We start from the raw sequence: 14556 nt of genomic DNA on the forward strand, positions 1-14556 counted from the left end.
CCTTAACCGGATAACAGGGGGCCCGGTAAACCCGCTGACAGCGTCCCTGTTTCCGTTGTTTCCTTTTTCAGTCTGAGATTTTTTGTCTGTTATTTTTCATGTCATGCCCTTGCTGCGGAGCGCCCGATATCCACGTGTGACGTCTTCAGTTGTACGTCACAGTCACCACCACATCCGCTGAGAAGGGCCCTGTTCTCAGCGGCGTACCGGCATCCTGTTCCAGCAGTGCCGTATAGTTTTTACTGACCGGCGTGGCGAGGATGCCGGTTCCGCCGGATTCCAGTTTGCCCAGGTCGGAGGGCTGCCCGAAGGTCAGCCTGTCGCCGGAAGACGTGTCCAGAATGCTCAGCTTCAGTCCGTTCGCCTGACCATCCTCGTTTGTCATGCGGGCCGCCTGACCGTTATCGATCAGCGTCTTACCGGTGGCGGTAAACGTGGTCTGCAGGGGGATGGTAAAAGTTCCATCGGGTCCCCCGACGCCCATCCGCTGACCCGCCGTGACCGTAAAGCTGGCCCGTTTGGCCGGATTCTGATAATTCGTGTAGATGTGACCGAGGTTGACCGTGGTGGGACTGATGCTGACATAACCAAAATTAGATGGCATATAGCGGATGGAGAATGGGGTGGACGTCAGCTGGACGCCCTGAGAGGCGGTACAGTTCGTGCAGGGAATAATGCTGAACGCCGTCAGGGAACCCACGTCGACAATCTGGGCGCTGTTTATCTGTGTGTTCACATACAGCTTAAGCTGAAACGTCACCGAACGTTTTACATCATTCTGGTTCGACCCCATACTGGCACCAAAGGGTATGGTATTCTGCGTCTGTAAACTGTTCCAGTCCCAGAGTACCGGAGACCGCCCCGATTCTGTCATACTGATATCCAGTTTCAGCCCGGCACGATTAAGAGCCTCCATCGCCCCCTGAAAGTCCCCCAGTTTCTGCAGCGTGGGCCTGAAGTCCCGGGAGGAGTCCAGCTCCGTAGTACACATGTAAGTCACGGTATAATACGGCGAGGTGTATATGAGCGTCCCGGGCGCCGGCAGTGCTCCCGAATATAAGTTGACGCTATGCATCTGAAAGCGGGTGTTACCCGTACCTGTGCAGGAAGAGTGCTCATTGAAAGCTGCTGCCGTGAGGCTGTACCCGGCGAGCAGGCACAACACCGCCGGCAGAAGGCGTCTCCGTACTGTCATGGTGTTGTCTCCCGCAGTGACATGGCACAACGCTGCGCGTTACAGGTGTACTGGTTCATCTGCAGCCCGCCGTAGTCATCCACGTACCCCACCCACAGCCGGGTGGACCCGGCCGGCAGAATGGCCTTTACCGGCAGCGCGCTCAGCGGGGAGACCATCACCCCCTCGCTGAAGCCCTCAAGGCGCTCACGACGGGTGGTCCCCAGCCAGGCGAGGGTGATGTGGTAAGGCGTCGGATTTTTCAGGACCAGATTCCCTCCCTCCCGCTCCACTGTCAGTTTTTTCTCTGAGGTGTCATTACTGCCTTTTTTAATGGCAACCGGACGGTAAAACAGCTTCAGCCTGCTCTGCAGGGCCAGCTGCAGGACATTCGTTGTCTCCGGCTCTGGCGGGATTTCGCGGACGTTGAACCAGAACAGCGTTTCCCGGTCCGCCGGCAGTTTGTCCAGCCCGGTCCCCTGTACCTGCATGATGCGGACCTGCGTTTTCTGACCGCCATCAATTCGCTGCAGCGGCGGCAGCACCATCAGCATGCTGCTTCGTCTGCCGTTGCTGTCATCCACCCAGGACTGGGCCAGAAAGGGCATCGTTTTGTTCTCATTGGTCAGGGTGACGGAGACCGTTTTTTCGTTCCCGTTCATGATGACCCGCGTGCGGTCCGCGTTGACGGCGGCCTGCGCGTTCAGGCTCCACGCCGCCAGGGCAATCACCACGCCCCGGGTAATACAGCTGTGTTTCACTCTGTGTTCTCCCTGTTGTTCGTCCGGGGAAAACCCCGGAAAAGGCTTACCGGCAGGGCAGCAGAAGCGGCCCCTGGCTGAGCGTCAGGTCTGCCGGCAGGGTCAGCCGGCACTGCACGCGCCCGTTCCAGGAAACCGCCAGCGCGCTGCGGTCTTCGTCACCGATGCCGGTCAGATATGCCAGCCCGTCATCGCCCACCATCCCCGGTGTTTTACCCGTTTTCTCTGAAATCACCTGCGCACCAAACGGCGGTGCTTTGCCGTCAGCCAGGCGGATATGTCCCATGACCTGTGCCCCCCAACTGGCGCTGATACGCCGGTAACCAATCGCCCCTTCCGTCAGGACCTGGCTGATAACCGAATCACTGACCTCCACATCCTCCGGCAGACGGGTGACGTCGACCGCGATGTCGCTGCGCTGATAGCTGCCGCCGCCGCTGACCACCGCAATTCCGAAGCGGTTGGTCACGCCGCTGTCGCCGGAGACCGGGACGCCGGCCACGCCACCGGTATCCACCATCATTCGCGGCTCATTACCGGACAGGGACTGGCTGAGGGCCGCGCCATGCGCCGTGGCGGTAGCCGAGCCATACCAGCTCAGGCCCAGACTGCGGTACTGACCGGGCTGCAGGGTGGCATCCGCGCTGACCTGTCCCCAGGGCATCCGGCTCTGGAGACTGCCGCTGAAGTTACTGTTGCTGCCGGTACTGTCATCACGACGCAGCCCGGCACTGATATTCCACGTGGTGTCGGGATGGCTGAAATCGCTGTAGCTGACGTTCTGCAGCAGGCTTCCCCGGTTATCCCGCTGCGCGTTATAGCTGACCTGACGTCCTTCCCCCCAGGGAACAGTCACGGAGGCATAAACCTGGTTCTGCGTTCCGCCGCCGGCGTACTGGTTACGGGCCAGTGACAGGGAGGCAGAAATTCCGCGAATGGCCCCGATGCTGAAGCTTTTGTTCAGACTGAGCATCCAGTTATTGTTTGATTCCGCATTCCAGTAAGCCAGCCGGCTGACGGACAGGGAGGCGCTCATGGCGGGAGCGGAAAAATACTGGTTGTACGTGAGGGTATAACTCTGCTTTTCGTGCCAGATGTCACCGCCGTTCACCGCCCGGCGCGCCAGATATTCCGGGAGGGACAGGTAATGGCGGTCTGAAAACCGGTAACCGACAAACGCCAGGGTGCTGCCGGTTTTATCGAAGGTTTTGGCATAGTTTATCCGGTAACTGTATCCGGTCTGACGCAGTCCCTGCGGCAGGCGGGTATCCGAGCGGGTGATATCCGCGGACACCGCCCCCAGTATCCCCATGTTCTGGCCGACACCCAGCGCGAGGGACTGATAATCCCCGGTGGAGGCGATGGCCCCGCCGTAAAGCGAGGTGCTGTTAAAGGCCCCCCAGGTGGCCTCCCCCAGCAGAAAGTCCGGGCTGACCGCCCGGTTATTGTGTGACCCGCCGTACAGCGGACGACCAGCCGCCACCTTATAACGTAACTGTCCCCGGCGGGCCATGAACGGGACGCTGGCGGTGTTGACCTGCCATGTGCGTGTGGTTCCGTTACTTTCCCGGAGCGTGACATCCAGATTACCGCTGATGTTCTGACTCAGGTCAGGCAGGACAAAAGGGCCGGGAGACACTCGGGTCTGGTAGAGGATGCGACCGTTCTGGCTGACGGTGACCTCGGCATTACTGTTCGCAATGCCGCTGATTTGCGGGGCATACCCCTGCAGGGACGGTGGCAGCATACGCTCATCACTGGCCAGCGTGACGCCGGCGAAACGGAAGGAGTCAAAAATGGCAGAGTTGAGGTAAGTCTGCCCCAGCGTCAGCCTGGAGCGCACCGACGGCAGAGGACGGAACAGGTAGGTCTGGGGCAGATAAAAATCGGACTGTGTGCGTCCCTGACCAGCGTCATACCGGCTGTACTGCCAGTCACTCCGCAGTCGCCAGGCCCCCAGATTCAGTCCACCGGTGCCGTACAGACTGTAGCTGGTACTGGAGGTACCCTGCTGCGGCATATAACGACTGACCATCAGGTTATAGTCCAGCAGCGCGCCACTGATGCCCTGACTCCAGCGGGCAGGGGGAACCCAGTTCGGGTCCTGATACTGCATCCAGGCCTGCGGCATCACAAAGGTCAGCCGCTGCTGCGCCGCGCTGTAACGCACCTGACTGTCCGGTGTCCGCAGGTCCAGACAGCGTTTGCTCTGTGTACCAGAAACGGGTTTCAGACGACTGAGAGTCTCCGCGTTCAGGCCCAGCATATCCACCAGCTCAGGCGTCACGCAGATGACGGAGTCTTCCTCGTTGCCGGCCCCCTTAACCGGGACCACACTGACAGGGTATTGCTCCCGGACAGACTGCTCGTTCAGCCAGATATCCAGCAGGTAGTTGCCCGGTGCAATATACCCTTCCCGGCTGAAGGCCGAGAGGTCAGCGTTTTTTCTGTCCTCTGTGTTCAGCATATTGACGTTAAATTCCGTGGCCAGTACCGGGCGTGCGGAAAGCGTCAGGGTGATGAGTATGGCGAGCCGGGTCAGTTTCATGTCTTTGGGTTCTGTCTGCGGTTATCACCGGGAATGCGGGGGCGGAAAACATTTTCAGAGGCAAAACCGTCCCGGCGCCCCTTCCGGGACGGTCTGCACAGCCACTGCTTTTATTTTTCTGGGATCAGAGGTAGGTCAGGGTGTAGGTGACCTGAGATTTAACCTCACCCGGCGTGGCGGCACCAAGAGCCAGCAGTCGGGCAAAGAAACGCAGTTCATTATTACCGGGCTGCAGCTGCTGGGCATCAGCATCGGTCGGAACGTAACCCGGTGGGATCGGAGTGCTGTTATCGTTTTTGAGCAACTGGACAGCAACGTTAGTGGCACTCCCCGTATTCACATACCCTTTATTATTGCTGGTTGCGTCCCCGGTAAAGGTTACCTTCACTTTGGACATCAGACCCTCCGGGCGGGTTACAGGCGATGCGGTATCCGGGTCAAATGAACAATCTGTCAGATGAATAACAATCGGCTGGGATGCTGTGGTGGCATCTGCTGTTTTCAGGGCGCGGTAAGACACCTGGCCAAACTCCACTTTCAGAGCGTCATCACCCGGTGCGATGTTGCAGGGGGAGTTAGTCACTGTACCGTGGAAGGTAATGGTGCCCTGTCCAAAGGGGCCCGAGGTGGGAGGGTCAGCGGCAAAGGCGGATGTACCACAAACTATGGCGGCGGCCATTACAGCCAGTGAGGTTTTTCTGAACATATCAATTCCTTGGTTACAAATAAAATAATCCAGACAGACAGGTGTTGATACATGAACTGAATAATATTCAGACGAGTTTTCTCTTATCCCGTAGAGAACTGATAAATATTCCCGGTTCAGGAAGGTAAGACGTAGATATTAATAAATGACATAGCCACAGTTCATGTGTGGTTATTTATAGGAAAAATCTTAGCGAATTAAAATTGAACAAAATCGATCGTATCGATCGAGTATATCGATCGTAATTTAAGAATAATTTTCATGATTACGGTTTCCGTGGGGAATATAAGGCAGGAAACATGATGTTATGACTGGGTAAAAAAATTCAGGTTCTCTTTTCATTACAAATTAATCTTATTATGTCATACCTTTTCAAAGGCCGTAAGTGAAAGTTCTGTTGTTGTGCAGAAAATCACTCAGAAATGGACGGTTACGTTGTTTTGCTGTTATTTGGTGGTATAAATAACCACATGGTGTGGATTTTATGGTCAACCATGTTGGAGGGGCATTTGCAGAGGCATGAGATATTTACATTCACTGATTTGTGATGGTTGTCACAAATTGTTTATTGTTTCTCACTTAGCGTATAGCGATTTGGTTGGTGCATTTTTGTGCAACTGAAGACAGTCATCATTCAGCTGACAGATTCGATTGTTATCCTCCGGTTTCATTAAACAAAGTTGTACTGAATGTTTATTAAGAAATGGATGTAAATAATGGTTACTGATTTACTACTCAGAATTGCACTGGCTGGATTATTAGGTGGATTTATTGGGATTGAACGTCAGCTGCGTGCGAAGGAAGCGGGGTTACGAACGCATATTCTGGTTGGTATTGGTAGCGCCATGTTTATGATTGTTTCCAAATATGGTTTTGAAGATATTCTGCTGGAAAGCCATGTCGCTTTAGATCCAAGCCGTATCGCTGCACAGGTGGTCAGCGGTATGGGATTTCTGGGGGCCGGAACCATAATCATTCAGAAACAGGTTGTTAAGGGACTGACTACAGCCGCAGGTATGTGGGTTACTGCGGCTATTGGCCTGGTTATCGGGAGTGGTTTGTATGAAATTGGTATCTACGGGGCCGTATTAACGCTTGTTGTACTGGAAGTGTTTCGTCAGTTGAGTAATCGCTTGTTAAGCAGACACTGTGGTTTGCTGGTTAAACTGGGTCCGGATAGCGTTCCTTGGGTATTTACTGTGCTTCAGACGAGGTCTATACGTTTTGCTTTTCGCTCTCTGAAAAAAAGTTCCTCAGGAGAGAATGTATGGGAATTGCTTTTGGTCCTGACATTGCGTCCCGGGAGTTCCATCAGCGATCTGTGCCCGGAGATTTTGAAAATAGAAGGGGTTAAATCAGTCGCTATCAGATAAGTTGTCAGAGAAATATGGTGTTGTTGACCAACACCCGAAGTGTGAAAAAAAGACACAGGCATCTATCTCTGAATGAAGATGTCCGTGTGCCTGAAGACAGCGGGTTATCTCTGAATCCAGAACATTATCATCGCATGTGCACTGATTACTGTATATCCAATAATTTTCCCCTGACATCAAAAGATACCAGTTAGCCAAAACCAGCTTTTCTTTTAGCCAGTTCTGTTTTATTAACTCTAACGTGTTTTTTAACTCTTCATACCTTTTCATCATACCCAGTCGCTGAAGCTCGTTCAGTAAAATATGACAAAGAGATGGGATGTCAGTTGTGAATGGTTCCGGTAATTCGCACGATGGCGGGAGGACATATGCTGGCCTGGTTACAGGATTCAGACACCGCACCAGAAAAACTGGTGCGATGAATGCAATTTTTTTTCCATTTGAAGAGGCTGCGTTTACCCAGGTCAGAGTATGATAACGCAACGTTTCCTCATGTGAGTCTTCCTGATCAACATTATTATTAGTCATTTCATCCAGTCGAAATTGTATTGTCGCCAAATAATTATCTGGTGATGTAATTGATATTTCTTTACGCATTATTTAACTCCTGAAAGGAAGGTGCAGCAGGAATGATTTTTGTACGGAGATGTTATTCAGCGTGGAATAAAAAAGAGGGACTCCAGGGTCCCTCGAATACATCACATTTTAAAGCATTTTGAAATCGTACCAAATCTTCATGAGGAGAACTGGTAGGAGCTTTCTTTATGATGTAGGTATGTTTAACAATACTGTGATTTAGATCTGATATTTGAACATACGCAGCGTATAGCTGGGGAGCGTCTTTAGTTTCGTCACTCAGTCAGGGAAAGATACTGGGGCTCTGTGTAATCGCTGCAGGTCGAAACGACAGGGCATTTTCCTGTAATAATTTATGCTCAGCGTCAGAGTGTCCTGCCTGGGTTCTGTCCACTCTTAAGACGGTTATTTTTGTTTCATTACTCTGATACAGTTCATTCGTTATTCGGATTGTATTGTATGCCTGACGGAGCAAAGTTTTTATTGTCTGGAAACACTTCTCTGGAAGTGAGTCGTGTCGGGAAAGGTAAAAAGTGTCCTGGTTGAGCATCAGTAGTGTCTGATATGAGTGGGGATAAGTTTTGCTTCCAATCCATCTGAGAATTGTTGGTGGCGATGGTCTGCCGCTCAATTGTCGGATTGCTGCCAGTTCACTTACTTTTCGGTAGACGGTATCCTGAAAACACCCTATTGACTCAGGGCTGGGGCAGTCCAACGTCAACCGAAATACAGCCAGACGTGGGTATTGGTCGATGGCCTGCTGAACCACCCGCTTTACTTGCTGTATTTCTGTCAGCTCATCGTTTAAAAACTCCATAAGATTTCCTGAAATAACATGAGTGTTAAAGCGATCTTCATCATATTAAGGAAATAACCCATGCCCAATCAGTTCGCATCTGATTGTTTGTCAGTTTCTTCGATACTGTAGATGCCTGTTCCGCATGAAGTGCAATGCTTTTTCCCACTGTAATGATTTCCGCACCACACGCAATGCCAGAACAGCACCATTACAGGTGCATCCAGATTGCCGATGATACTGCGTAGTTTTTGGCATCGGGCTTCGGTTTTCACTTCAGGATCGAGATGGGTACATTGCATCAGAACGTTCGTCGTCACTGTTCGCTGGTCATGTTCAAACCAGGGGGCCTCACCAGATGAACCCGCATGAAGTATCAACTGGCAGCCACAGGAAGAGCAGGTCCATACCCTGCCTGGTGACTGCATCGCGTCTTTAGCAGTCACAACGTGCCCGTCACGATTATTGGCAATGTAACATTTCAGCATGCGCATGCCAGTACCTCGATCTGGATGTTATGTACTGTAATGTATCTATCGGTATGGCAGGTCACACAGCACCGTTTACCGTTGTGTGCGAGGAAGAACTTGGTAAACATCTTCAGACTCCTGAGGGCAGGCGCAAGTCGTCCCGAAAAGGGAAGCCTGTGCCTTGCGATTAGATGATTAAAGGGGGGGGATTGGTGTGGCTGTCACATAATGGAATGCTGACGTAAAAAACTGTCAGACTCAGAAATCGATACTTCGTCGGCGCACGGTTAACTGATGGTCAGCTACTCCGTTACAGCCATACAGTAAGCGCGTATTTTTCTGCTCAATCCAGGTCATATGCTCCGGTACATTGCGCATGCCGCTCGGTACCGGATCGCTGTTACGGACAGGTATCCGACCTTCACAGTGGCCGGGTGGCACGAATGTAATCCTCAGTCAGTGCCGATAAACCATTGAACTCTTTTTGTCGTGTATTGATCCATTTCTTCAGCGTGGCCGGAAGCAGCAGATGCAGTGCGTACCATGCTTCCGGCTCAATCCCTTTCACCAGCTCACACCAGCACAGCAACATCAGTGATTCACGTATACCGGGCTGTGGATACTGGCGGAATAGCAGCGATAACTGCTCAGCAAGGGCACTGAGTCCCAGTCGGTAACATTCACTGCGCAACATCCCCGCCAGCGCTGGCCCCTCAGCATGTTTAATGATACGTCCCGCTACCGATTCTTCTTCCACACAAGCAGCCTGCGTTACCGTCAGCAAAAACTGCGGGATAATGAGCAGTCCGGTAAGCCCGTTTGGTAACGAGCAGGACGTCACGGTCAGCCTGTGCCACTTTTTAATTTCAGGCTGGCAGAGCCCATGAGTGACCTGCAGCCGGGTGAGGTCATCCAAGCCAGGCCTGACAGTGCGCGGTAAAAATGGTTGAGTTCATCTGTAAATCCTTATCGTTGAATCGCAGACAGCGCCGTTCCGCTAGTGTGAAGCGGTGCGGGAAACGGCATCTGTGGAAAGTAATGCGGGATTGGGGGAGGAAGATGTGCTTTCGTCTCTGGCATCAGTTGCCGGTAAACAGCAGGTATTCATCTATCATCAGGGTTAAAACGGGATCACTATCCTGGCGGTCACCCAGCCAGAGATACAGCGCGTCGTCTGGCTGTCCGACCAGACGCTCCAGCCAGTCGCAAGGGTCATCCCCGCACATCAAATCGCGCCAGCACAGCCAGACTATTTTTTTGTCGGATTTCCCGGCTGGTCAGCCGCTGTAGCATAACCAACAGTGCCCGTTGTACTGGGAACTGCTTTAGTCGGGCACATTCACTCAGCAATATGCCTTCCAGCATGGGATGGTGAAGCAGCAGCGTGGTATCTGAATCCAGCCGGGTGGACATGTCCTCTGTCACCGTGATGACCGAAGGGGGATTACCGCAGAACAACCGGTACAAAGCATGAGGTACCACGGCAGTGACCTGCCCCGTACCCGTGAAGCGGAGCGAACCTATGGTGAGTTGATGACTGGCCTGGATGTTCGGGTGACACAACCCATGTCGTACAGCCAGACGCGTGAAATCGTCCAGCCAGCGCTGGTAATGCTGCAACAGGAAGTCATGACGGGAATACGGTGTTTTCATGACAACGCCTCCACGGGAGTTACGGTAAGTTTGTGGGTCGTTGCCAGGGCGGAATTCTCTCCCCGGGATGCATCAATGCGGGCCTGTAGCCAGGCTTCGACTTCACTCTGTCGCCAGCGGGAACTGCGACCAAACTTGATGGGAGCCGGAAACTCACCGTCTTTGATGAGCTTGTAGAACCATTTATCGGTTAATCCGGTGAGATGGGTAATGAAAGCCATATTGACGAACTGGTCTTCAGACAGGGAAGGTTTAATGGTCATGACGAGATTCTCCGGTAGCTAAATGAGTACCGGAATCGGGTGATGAATCACTGTACCCTTCTCCGGCATAACAACCGGAACTGACGTAAAAAAGTGCGTCGTTTTATCGAAGCCCTCGCGGTCTGCCCAGTCCACTCGCGGGTGGTACCTCGCTGGCCCCGTAGTAAGTCTGCCCGTGTTTTGATTTCTCCTTGGCGAGATAGCTGATGATGTAGCGCAGGTTGTTGATGGCTGCAGCATCATCGTAATTGACGGGACGGGTGATATCGGCTTCGTAGCATTTCTTGGGATCACAGCGATTGTGGTACCCCTCACCTTGTGTAATCTTCTGCCAGACAGCCCCTGCCTGTTCAGCCACTGGAAAGGTGGCCTGGTTATGGTGACCATCAAGATACATCACGATATGGGCATGGCATTTGTGTCGGGAAGTACACTCCAGCACCCAGAAGTGACCTACGATGTTGCTCTCTAACATCAGATGTTCTGTTAACTGGCGTACCTCCCTTTCTGTCTCGTACCATCCGTGATGGTTATAACGCCACGTGTCATTCTGATAGAACACATCGAGTCTGAGGGGCTGAAGGCGGGAGTAACGTTCCAGTAGCTGATCAAGATGGTGGTTCAGTAACGACAGCAGGAACCAGTTCATTGTGTATTTGCGGTTCCAGGGCCAGGGAAAGTCCATGATTTTATCCTCTGTAGTGTGTGTACAAAGGAAGGTGGTGATATGTAATTTTTATGCAGGAAAGTCACAGTATTTCTGTTTACTGAGCAGTACTGTGGGGACAGGAGATATACAGACGGGTTAAGCGGATCACAGCGGGAGGGGATATGAAGAGGAAGTTCTTAAAACATGAAGACCTTAATTATACTAAAAACCCAAATGTTCGTTCCTGGTATGCAGGCTGTCCTGACAGCATCATATTCAGTATTTTTACGTGAGAGCATATTACTATGAATTGATAACGAAAGAGAAAGATCAAAAAAATAAACTTGTTGATAATTAAGATTTTTAAGGTTAATTGTTATGCACTTTCCAAAAAATGCTTAATAGGTGATTGGCATGTCAGAACGAATCACTTTCAATGTAACCAATTCTGAGACTCTGCGTGTTGTTGATGAATACAGCAAAAAACAGAAGATCTCACGGTCTCAGGTTATTTCCACATTGCTGGATGCCACCGTTCCGGTACTGAAAGATATTAATCGTTATTATCAGCTTGCGGACGAACTTAAGGCCCGGCTACTGTCTGGTGTCTACCAGCAGGATTTGCCTCGCCGAAGAAATGTTGTGACTGCTGAAAAGTACTGCATGGAGATCTGGGAAAGTAAGCTCCAGGTTGGAAAAGGGTATGACTTTGACAGTGTCAATGGCAAGGTGCATGTTCGCGAACATAAGCGACACTACCGTCGGGATAATGCAGTTGGCAGGGTCGAAAATCGACATATCAAAGAGCTCTGTCAGTTTATCCTGGATAGGTCAGAACAGGATGCCCGTTACGCCTGTTTTATCTATACCGAAAGGATTATATTTGCTGATGCCGAGACTTCAGAACTCTCCTCATCGCCAGTCAAATTTGCGGCAGGTGACGCTGTGATTTTGCTGGCAAAAGATGTGGTTTTTAACGAGTTTTTCTTTGATATAGGTAAGGCGCTTTTTATCAATGTGGTTGATCTTATGTCATACGGTACAAGTGGTATCCCGGAGACGACAGGAGACCCACGAGTTCACTGCTGGGTGCCAATCCTGTTTAGTGGGAAAAATGCCGTGATAGTACCTGTGTACCTGATTGACCCTGCTACGGCCCCGACGTTAAGAAAACCAGACAACATAACAGTGGTCTACCAGGGCAAAAAGTAACGTTGATTCTTGTTCCTGCCATGCTGTGCGTTTTCATCTATCCCGTGGCAACCTCAGACTCATCCAGGTTGAATTATCTTGTGCCGGTGAAAGTCAGCAATATGATAAAGAATATATTGCGCTGTACTGTAGACTCTCTGTCTGACATGAACCGGAGTTCCAGGGCATAAGTCTTGATATCTGATACGCACCAGCGCGTAAAGGCAGTTGGTGTGATCTGGATGTAGCGTAATAAGATAGGTTTTTGCTGTATTCATCATCGTGACCGCTTCCGAAGAAGATATAATTTCTCTTGCCAAGACTGATGGCTTGTAGCGTTCATTCTGGCATGTTGTTGCCTGGTTCTGCCTGACCTGTACTGGCTTAATGGTTACATACGGCACAGGGGTTAAATAATCGATTTTTCACACCTGTAGGTGCGTAGCGCCACGGGCCCTAAAGATACGATCTTATGTCAGATAATGCCGTAAGCTCTTAGACAGTGGCTCCTGATTGCATAGGTGTTCAGGGTATTGATAAATTCGCATAATTCATCCGTGTAAGAAAACCACTCTCGACCAAGTCCCTTCTGATCCAACCTGTATTTTTTAAAGAAAAGATGTAATGCGGATTCTGTCTCAATACCCCCTGCGGGTATTATGGAGATAAGACTCAGGCTGGTATTATGTTGTTGCTTCAAGGTATCCACGCGTTGCCTGAGATTACCTGATATTCCAATCTTGACTCTTTCCTGAGGTTCATCCAGTAAAAAGTACACATCCGTTTCACCATTGAGATAGGGCTCGAAATCAAGCCATGGAGCGGTGAATTCATTGTTATTACTGATGTCAGGTGACATAAGCAGGGGAAGTGCTGCCTGCCAGGCCTGCTCCAGACATTTTTCCTGCTGTTTTTGCAAAAAGGGTTGCATCAGAGCAGTACAAGCAACGTGGGTTCCCAGTGGTATGTAAGATCCATGACGCGAAGGAGCAAACTGTCCTGTTGGCATCCAGGTATGCCGAATTTCCAGCTTATCGCCAACCGTCTCCGGTACACTTCTCAGGCCGATCTCCTTGCCCTGATAGGAGGCCACTAGTTTCTGAGGCAAATGCCATTTCAAAAAACTTAAAGGTAGATTGTGGGCATGCTGCTTTTCAGGCTGATATTTTTTTATAAACGCCTGATATTCGACACTCCCCAGCGCTTGTGCAATAAATCGAATTTTTTCGCTATCGCTCTGTGCCTTTAGCCATAAATACGCTATTTTTCCGGCTTTGTTCATCTCATTTTCTTCCTTTCTTCAATGAGGTCAATGCGGCAAACGGGAGCTCGATACCAAAATCATGTTTATGACCATTTTGACTAAACGACCACTTTTCTTCTCCCCCGCGATTAAGTAACTCTCTGTATAAGTGATTGAGCCCCACACGACCGTTGGGGGCTGCTTTTTTCTGATGGTAATCCAGCGCGCTATAATTATTAATGCAACAAATCTTAACGGTACCGTCGTAACCCAATCCGATAAATTGCTTCACGAGGTAGGCCAGATAGCCGATCATATAGTCCTGAAACCATGGGCGTGAAAATACTCTGTCACAGGCATGTGGCAGGTAGGCATCATGAATATCTAAATCCCACTCCCGGCTTAAGATGGTGACCTGCTTGCCATTAAAGTGGTAATAGGCATAAAAGCGCACACCAAATACCCAAGGTTCCAGCCAGGGATTATTGGTCGGGATCTGTTTGTGATGTCCTGCTAATACCCGGCTGACCGTTTCATCATAAAATTCAAGAAGTTCAATGATTTCTTTAACTGTCGTGGGAGGAAAATCCTCGCATTCACGTATTACAGCCGACATGACTTTACCGGATACCCGGGAAATATGGCCTTCAGCGATCTTACGTATCAAGCTTTCCGGCACATGGCGGTCAGGATGAATGGCATTTTGCAATTCTGCGATATACGGTGCCAGAAGCTGGCTAAAAACACGCTTTTCTTCATGGCTGGCAAGGCCATAGAACGACATGTACTTATCGCTAAGCTGACCAAATACTGTGCTGAGTTCCGACCAGTTATGGCAGTTATAGCGTAATGCCACTGCATCCCGGGCGTAGCTTAGATTGATATTGAGCGACCGTGAAAGGTATTTAGCGTGGGCTTTTGCTTCAGCGCATGTAGGGAGTTGTTTCATGGTTTAAGTCTCTAATCTGTCTTATGTGCTCACGAACCATAAGAATCAAAGACACTTAACCAAAAAAGATTTGATAAGTCTGCGCTGCATTCCGCTTTGGCCGTGAGCTGCCGGGTCGCGCTAACCTTGTGCTTAACGTATTGGAAAGTGGCACCATTGTCAACAGAGCCACTGACCATGCCGGGCTAACAGAGAGGTTAGACA

The 14556-nt window shown here is 50.7% G+C and carries 14 protein-coding genes and 1 pseudogene; 2 read left to right on the top strand and 13 right to left on the bottom strand.

Features of this window, described 5'->3' with window-relative positions; all coding sequences use genetic code 11:
* Window positions 1-145: 145 nt before the first annotated feature.
* The 4 genes from PGR10_RS22790 to PGR10_RS22805 form a co-directional block, all read right to left on the bottom strand.
* Complete coding sequence (locus PGR10_RS22790) at window positions 146-916, bottom strand: hypothetical protein (protein ID WP_430924150.1); 771 nt, start codon at window positions 914-916, stop codon at window positions 146-148.
* Window positions 917-1191: 275 nt separating this feature from the next.
* On the bottom strand, window positions 1192-1935 hold the full coding sequence (locus tag PGR10_RS22795) for a fimbria/pilus periplasmic chaperone (RefSeq protein ID WP_430924151.1): 744 nt from the start codon (window positions 1933-1935) through the stop codon (window positions 1192-1194).
* 46 nt (window positions 1936-1981) lie between these two features.
* The gene (gene stdB, locus PGR10_RS22800; RefSeq protein ID WP_430924152.1) at window positions 1982-4483 is read right to left on the bottom strand and encodes a fimbrial outer membrane usher protein StdB; all 2502 of its coding nucleotides are present in this window, start codon (window positions 4481-4483) and stop codon (window positions 1982-1984) included.
* Between the two features lie 124 nt (window positions 4484-4607).
* Window positions 4608-5189, bottom strand: a complete 582-nt coding sequence (locus PGR10_RS22805) for a fimbrial protein (RefSeq protein ID WP_151379589.1) — start codon at window positions 5187-5189, stop codon at window positions 4608-4610.
* 716 nt (window positions 5190-5905) lie between these two features.
* Between PGR10_RS22805 and PGR10_RS22810 the strand changes: the two genes are divergently transcribed.
* On the top strand, window positions 5906-6562 hold the full coding sequence (locus PGR10_RS22810; protein WP_163374920.1) for an MgtC/SapB family protein: 657 nt from the start codon (window positions 5906-5908) through the stop codon (window positions 6560-6562).
* On the opposite strand, the gene PGR10_RS22815 is transcribed toward PGR10_RS22810, so the two are convergent.
* The 7 genes and pseudogenes from PGR10_RS22815 to PGR10_RS22845 form a co-directional block, all read right to left on the bottom strand.
* Window positions 6545-7159 (bottom strand): hypothetical protein, encoded by a 615-nt coding sequence (locus PGR10_RS22815; RefSeq protein WP_159192743.1) that lies wholly within the window; start codon window positions 7157-7159, stop codon window positions 6545-6547. The genes PGR10_RS22810 and PGR10_RS22815 overlap by 18 nt on opposite strands.
* An 864-nt stretch (window positions 7160-8023) precedes the next feature.
* Window positions 8024-8428 (bottom strand): putative zinc ribbon protein, encoded by a 405-nt coding sequence (locus tag PGR10_RS22820; RefSeq protein WP_430924153.1) that lies wholly within the window; start codon window positions 8426-8428, stop codon window positions 8024-8026.
* 397 nt (window positions 8429-8825) lie between these two features.
* Entirely contained in the window at window positions 8826-9320 is a 495-nt protein-coding gene (locus PGR10_RS22825) for a secretoglobin family protein (RefSeq protein WP_430924154.1), read from the bottom strand.
* A gap of 163 nt (window positions 9321-9483) precedes the next feature.
* Window positions 9484-9630 carry a hypothetical protein gene (locus PGR10_RS22830; RefSeq protein ID WP_430924155.1) on the bottom strand — a complete coding sequence of 49 codons (147 nt, stop codon included), beginning with the start codon at window positions 9628-9630 and terminating at the stop codon, window positions 9484-9486.
* Window positions 9617-10057, bottom strand: coding sequence for a hypothetical protein (locus tag PGR10_RS22835; RefSeq protein WP_430924156.1), 441 nt, complete (start codon window positions 10055-10057; stop codon window positions 9617-9619). Before PGR10_RS22835 ends, PGR10_RS22830 begins: the two co-directional genes overlap by 14 nt.
* A gap of 62 nt (window positions 10058-10119) precedes the next feature.
* Window positions 10120-10320: pseudogene (locus tag PGR10_RS22840) on the bottom strand (helix-turn-helix transcriptional regulator); the annotation flags it as partial.
* A gap of 103 nt (window positions 10321-10423) precedes the next feature.
* Window positions 10424-11005, bottom strand: a complete 582-nt coding sequence (locus PGR10_RS22845) for an inovirus-type Gp2 protein (RefSeq protein ID WP_121540715.1) — start codon at window positions 11003-11005, stop codon at window positions 10424-10426.
* Window positions 11006-11383: 378 nt separating this feature from the next.
* Here PGR10_RS22845 and PGR10_RS22850 point away from each other — a divergent pair, with 378 nt between their 5' ends.
* On the top strand, window positions 11384-12181 hold the full coding sequence (locus tag PGR10_RS22850; protein WP_032434323.1) for a hypothetical protein: 798 nt from the start codon (window positions 11384-11386) through the stop codon (window positions 12179-12181).
* 454 nt (window positions 12182-12635) lie between these two features.
* Here PGR10_RS22850 and PGR10_RS22855 read toward each other — a convergent pair whose 3' ends face one another.
* Window positions 12636-13442 (bottom strand): GIY-YIG nuclease family protein, encoded by an 807-nt coding sequence (locus PGR10_RS22855; RefSeq protein WP_121540716.1) that lies wholly within the window; start codon window positions 13440-13442, stop codon window positions 12636-12638.
* A 1-nt stretch (window position 13443) separates the two neighbouring features.
* Window positions 13444-14352, bottom strand: coding sequence for a hypothetical protein (locus PGR10_RS22860; RefSeq protein WP_430682096.1), 909 nt, complete (start codon window positions 14350-14352; stop codon window positions 13444-13446).
* Window positions 14353-14556: the final 204 nt, after the last annotated feature.

Origin of the sequence: Klebsiella sp. 141198, from assembly GCF_050600785.1 — a bacterium.
Taxonomy (GTDB): Bacteria; Pseudomonadota; Gammaproteobacteria; order Enterobacterales; family Enterobacteriaceae; genus Klebsiella; species Klebsiella aerogenes.

Excerpts from the sequence above, each read along its gene's own strand:
- PGR10_RS22790 (WP_430924150.1), bottom strand. The coding sequence starts at position 916 with ATGGAGGCTCTTAATCGTGCCGGGCTGAAACTGGATATCAGTATGACA.
- stdB (WP_430924152.1), bottom strand. The coding sequence starts at position 4,483 with ATGAAACTGACCCGGCTCGCCATACTCATCACCCTGACGCTTTCCGCA.
- PGR10_RS22805 (WP_151379589.1), bottom strand. The coding sequence starts at position 5,189 with ATGTTCAGAAAAACCTCACTGGCTGTAATGGCCGCCGCCATAGTTTGT.
- PGR10_RS22810 (WP_163374920.1), top strand. The coding sequence starts at position 5,906 with ATGGTTACTGATTTACTACTCAGAATTGCACTGGCTGGATTATTAGGT.
- PGR10_RS22815 (WP_159192743.1), bottom strand. The coding sequence starts at position 7,159 with ATGCGTAAAGAAATATCAATTACATCACCAGATAATTATTTGGCGACA.
- PGR10_RS22820 (WP_430924153.1), bottom strand. The coding sequence starts at position 8,428 with ATGCGCATGCTGAAATGTTACATTGCCAATAATCGTGACGGGCACGTT.
- PGR10_RS22830 (WP_430924155.1), bottom strand. The coding sequence starts at position 9,630 with ATGTGCGGGGATGACCCTTGCGACTGGCTGGAGCGTCTGGTCGGACAG.
- PGR10_RS22835 (WP_430924156.1), bottom strand. The coding sequence starts at position 10,057 with ATGAAAACACCGTATTCCCGTCATGACTTCCTGTTGCAGCATTACCAG.
- PGR10_RS22845 (WP_121540715.1), bottom strand. The coding sequence starts at position 11,005 with ATGGACTTTCCCTGGCCCTGGAACCGCAAATACACAATGAACTGGTTC.
- PGR10_RS22850 (WP_032434323.1), top strand. The coding sequence starts at position 11,384 with ATGTCAGAACGAATCACTTTCAATGTAACCAATTCTGAGACTCTGCGT.
- PGR10_RS22855 (WP_121540716.1), bottom strand. The coding sequence starts at position 13,442 with ATGAACAAAGCCGGAAAAATAGCGTATTTATGGCTAAAGGCACAGAGC.
- PGR10_RS22860 (WP_430682096.1), bottom strand. The coding sequence starts at position 14,352 with ATGAAACAACTCCCTACATGCGCTGAAGCAAAAGCCCACGCTAAATAC.